Genomic DNA, 5,006 nt, shown 5'->3' with positions numbered 1-5,006 from the left:
CTACAGGAAAGCTCTAAAATCGCTTTTTTGTTCACAGGACAAGGTTCTCAATATGTAAGGATGGGGAGACAACTATACGAAACTCAGCCCATTTTTCGTTCTGTAGTTGACCAATGTAATGCAATATTACGTCCCCATCTATCGAAACCACTCTTAGAAGTTATCTATGGGGAAGATGCTGAAGTTTCCCTGATTAATCAAACAGCTTATACACAACCAGCTTTATTTGCCATTGAATACGCTTTGTTTAAATTATGGCAATCTTGGGGGATTAACCCAGATGTAGTGATGGGTCACAGTATAGGAGAATATACAGCAGCCTGTGTAGCAGGGGTATTCAGTTTAGAAGACGGACTGAAATTAATTGCCCATAGAGGCAGATTGATGCAGCAATTGCCCTCTGGAGGCAAAATGGTAGCTCTGATGACATCAGCAGAACAAATCAAAGAGATTCTAACACCGTACAATAATAAAGTTTCCTTAGCAGCAATAAATGGACCCAAAAGTGTGGTCATTTCGGGAGAAGGAGAAGCAATTACCGAAATTTGTCAAAAACTAGAAAATCAAGGGATTAAGACGAAACAATTACAAGTATCTCACGCGTTCCACTCCCCATTGATGGAACCAATGTTGACAGAATTTACCAAAGTTGCCCAAGAAATAACCTACAATTCACCACAGATATCCATTATTTCTAACGTTACAGGCCAACAGGCAGATGAAACCATTGCTACTCCTGAATATTGGGTACGCCATGTTAGAGAAGCTGTTAGATTTGCCCAGAGCATGGAAACATTACATGAGCAGGGTTGTAAAATATTTTTAGAAATAGGCCCCAAACCGATTTTATTAGGAATGGGTCGTCAATGTTTGGCAGAAGATGGAGAGATTTGGTTACCAAGTTTACGTCCCAACCAACCAGACTGGCAACAAATCTTAACAAGTTTAGGGCAACTTTATGTACAAGGGGCGAAAATAGATTGGTTGGAGTTTGAGAAGGATTATAATCATCAGAAAGTTGTATTACCCACTTATCCATTTCAAAGACAACGTTATTGGTTAGAAACAGAGCCAAAAGAAAGCCAAGATGAAGTTATTAAACAGCTTGGGCTAGATAATCTAGAACATCTACAGAAAAGTTTAGAACAAACAGGAAAATTATCTAAAGAGGAAGTAGAATTACTACCTAAATTATTAGAGTTATTAGCTCAACAACAGCAAGAACAAGTAGAGAAAGCAGAGATTCAGGATTGGTTTTATGAAATTCAATGGAAACAACAACCAAGAAAGATTCAGCCAACCTTCAAAGACTTAGAAGGAGGGCAATGGGTTATTTTTGCTGATAAGAAAGGTTTTGGAGAGCAAATAGCAGACAAACTAACAAAGTTGGGCTATCAATGCAATTTGGTATTTGTCGGGGAAAACTACACTCATAAAAACGAAAAATACTATATTAATCCTAGTCAAAAAGAGCATTTTCAAGAATTTTGGAAAGCTTTAAAGTTATCCTCAAATTTACCTTTAAAAGGAATTATACATCTCTGGAGTTTAGATACAACAGCAACAAAAGACCTAAATTTAAATAGCCTCAAAGAAGCTCAAAAAATAACCTGTGGTAGTCTTCTATACACTTTACAAACATTGACAGAGCTTTCTCTTCAAGTTACTCCCAAACTGTGGTTAGTAACTAGGGGAGTACAGCCGATTGAATCAGAAAAAACCTCTTTATCTGTCGCGCAATCTCCTCTATGGGGAATGGGAAAAGTGGTGGCGTTAGAGTTTCCTGACTGGTGGGGAGGGATGATTGATTTAGATATAAATACCTCAGACCAAGAAATTAACCAGTTGCTATCAGAAATTGAGAATTCCCAAGGAGAAGATAAAATTGCTTTTCGGGAAAGTAAGAGATATGTTCCCCGTTTAGTTAAAAGCAGTATTTCTGAGAATAAACCCTTAAGCATATACTCAGATAAAACCTATTTAATTACGGGGGGATTAGGAGCATTAGGATTAAAAGTAGCTCAATGGATGGTAGAAAAAGGGGTTAAGTATTTAGCCTTAATAGGAAGAAGGAAACCGAAGAGCGAAGCTCAAAGTATATTAAGTCAAATGGCAAAACAGGGGGTCAGGGTTGAGATAATATCGGCAGATGTGGGTGATGAGGAGGGCATGAAAGAAGTATTGAAGACAATAGAGGCACAGATGCCTCCCCTAAAAGGAATTATTCATGCTGCAGGGACAATAGGATTCAATAGTCTTCAGGAAACTGAATGGGAAAACTTTGCCCAAGTTTTACATCCTAAAGTTTCAGGTACTTGGGTTTTACATCATTTAACTCAAAATTATCAACTTGACTTTTTTGTTGGCTTTTCCTCCATAGCATCGGTATGGGGTTCAAAAGGACAAGCTGACTATGCAGCTGCGAACCAGTTTATGGACTCGCTTTGTCATCATCGTTACAATCTTGATTTAACTTCTTTGAGCATTAATTGGGGTCCCTGGGCAGAGGGGGGCATGGCAACACCAAAAGCTGAAGCTTGGTTAAAGCAGGCCGGAATTAATACTTTAGAGCCTACTAAAGCCACATCTGTCTTAGAATACTTATTAAAGATGAATAAAGTACAAATAACAGTTGCTGATGTGGATTGGAAGTGCTTTAAAGCACTTTATGAAACGAGTAATAAAAGCAAGTTTTTTGAAACAGTTACTACTAAAACCATAGAAACTGTAGATTCGTTAACGTCAACGTTTAAGGAACAAAACAGTTTCATTCAACAGTTGAAGCAAGCTTCTCAACATGAACAACATACTTTATTGGTTAATTATGTTCAAAAGAAAGTTTCTCAAATTCTAAGGTTTCCCGAATCTAAAATCATAGAAATTGACCAGGGTTTCTTTGACATGGGATTTGATTCCTTAATGGCTGTTGATTTGAGAAATCGCCTAGAAATGAGCTTAGGAATAGGTCTTCCTTCAACCATAGCATTTGAGGCTCCCAACATTAAAAGTTTGGTAGAATATATAGCAAAGAAAATCAACACTCAAAGTCCATGTATAGAAGAAAATCAATCTCAAGAAGAGATGATGAAAGTGAATGACTCAGATTCAACAGAAGGGAAGAATAGTGGTCAAGACAGTACACAGGAATCCCTCAATCAAGCAATGTTAAAACTACAAGAATTATTAGGAGATGATTGATATGACAGAAAAGAAATTAAGTTACGCTCCTGAACAAATATTACAAGCACTACAAAAGGCGAGTGCTAAAATAGAATCTCTAGAAAGTTATCAATCAGAACCAATTGCCATCATTGGAATGGGCTGCCGTTTCCCTGGCAATATTGATGATCCCGATTCTTTTTGGACACTATTAGAAAATGGAATGAATCCCATCAGCACCATTCCCTCAGATAGATGGAATATTAATGATTATTATGATTCTGATCCTGAAGTTTCTGGAAAAATTTATATTAAAAACGGATATTTTCTGGAAAAAATTGATGAATTTGATCCTTTATTTTTTGGAATTTCACCTAGGGAAGCCAATAGCCTAGATCCACAGCAAAGACTCTTACTAGAAGTTGCCTGGGAAGCATTAGAAAATGCGGGGCTATCTGTATCAAACTTAGAGAATAGTCAAACTGGAGTTTTTGTTGGTATTGGACAAAATGATTATGGAAATAAGCAACTCAATAGAGGAAATCCAGATAAAATTAATGCCTATGATGGTACGGGTAATGGTTTTTGTTTTGCATCGGGTCGTTTATCTTACTGTTTAGGATTGCAAGGACCTAATTTAGCTGTCGATACGGCTTGTTCTTCCTCTTTAGTTGCGCTACATCTTGCTTGTCAAAGCTTAAGAATGAGGGAATGTAATTTAGCCATAGCTGGAGGGGTTCAACTAATTCTTTCTCCTGAAATTACCTTGTTCCTGTGTCGAACTCATGCGCTTTCTCCTGATGGCATTTCTAAAACTTTTGATGCTTCAGCCAATGGTTATGGTCGGGGAGAGGGTTGTGGTGTCGTAATTTTAAAAAGACTTTCTGATGCGATCGCTAATCAGGATAATATACTAGCAGTTATTAAAGGTTCATCTATCAATCACGATGGTCAAAGCAGTGGGTTGACAGTGCCTAACGGTTCAGCTCAGCAAGTCGTTATTAATCAGGCTCTCAAGGCAGCAAAGGTTAAACCTAGCCAAATTGATTTTATAGAGGCTCATGGAACAGGAACTAAATTAGGTGATCCCATTGAAATTAACGCTTTAGCCTCTGTTTTTGGAGCAGAAAAAACACAAGAACAACCCTTAATTGTTGGTGCCGTAAAAAGTAATATTGGACATTTAGAAGCAGCTGCAGGGATTGCCTCCGTGATAAAAGTCGTTCTTGCACTACAACATCAAGAAATTCCCAGGAATTTACATTTTCAAATTCCTAATCCTTATATTGATTGGGAAAAAATTCCCATTAAAGTAGCTGATACTTCAATTCCTTGGTTATCTGACGGAAAAACGAGACTTGCTGGCATTAGTTCTTTTGGATTAAGTGGAACCAATGCTCATTTAATCCTGGAAGAAGCTCCGATTATTAAGGATAGTTCACCAAGAATAGATAGACCCTTACAGTTATTAACTTTATCTACTAAAACAGAAACTGCACTGAGAGAATTAGTTGAGGGATATCAAACTTTTCTGCCAACAATTCCCGAAGCTACCCTGGGCAATATCTGCTACACATCCCATTTAGGAAGAGTTCACTTTGAACAACGGTTAGCCATTATTATTCAATCCAAAGAACAGCTACAAGAGCAACTTGAATTGTGGTTAAAAAATGAACCCTCACCCAATATTATCCAAGGAAAGATTGGGCTACAGGAAAGCTCTAAAATCGCTTTTTTGTTCACAGGACAAGGTTCTCAATATGTAAGGATGGGGAGACAACTATACGAAACTCAGCCCATTTTTCGTTCTGTAGTTGACCAATGTAATGCAATATTACGTCCCCATC

At 37.7% G+C, this 5,006-nt stretch carries 2 protein-coding genes; both read left to right on the top strand.

The genetic code is table 11. From position 1 onward, the window contains the following. On the top strand, nt 1–3,198 hold a 3,198-nt coding region (locus tag QNJ66_RS25960; protein ID WP_300511561.1), incomplete at its 5' end, for an SDR family NAD(P)-dependent oxidoreductase. Between the two features lies 1 nt (nt 3,199). Further along, nucleotides 3,200–5,006: type I polyketide synthase (locus QNJ66_RS25955; RefSeq protein WP_300511560.1), on the top strand; the 1,807-nt coding region annotated here is incomplete at its 3' end.

Origin of the sequence: Crocosphaera sp. (assembly GCF_030064895.1) — a bacterium.
Classification (GTDB): Bacteria; Cyanobacteriota; Cyanobacteriia; order Cyanobacteriales; family Microcystaceae; genus Crocosphaera.
Note: the sequence above shows the minus strand (reverse complement) of the source record. Positions and strands in the feature narration are given on the sequence as shown.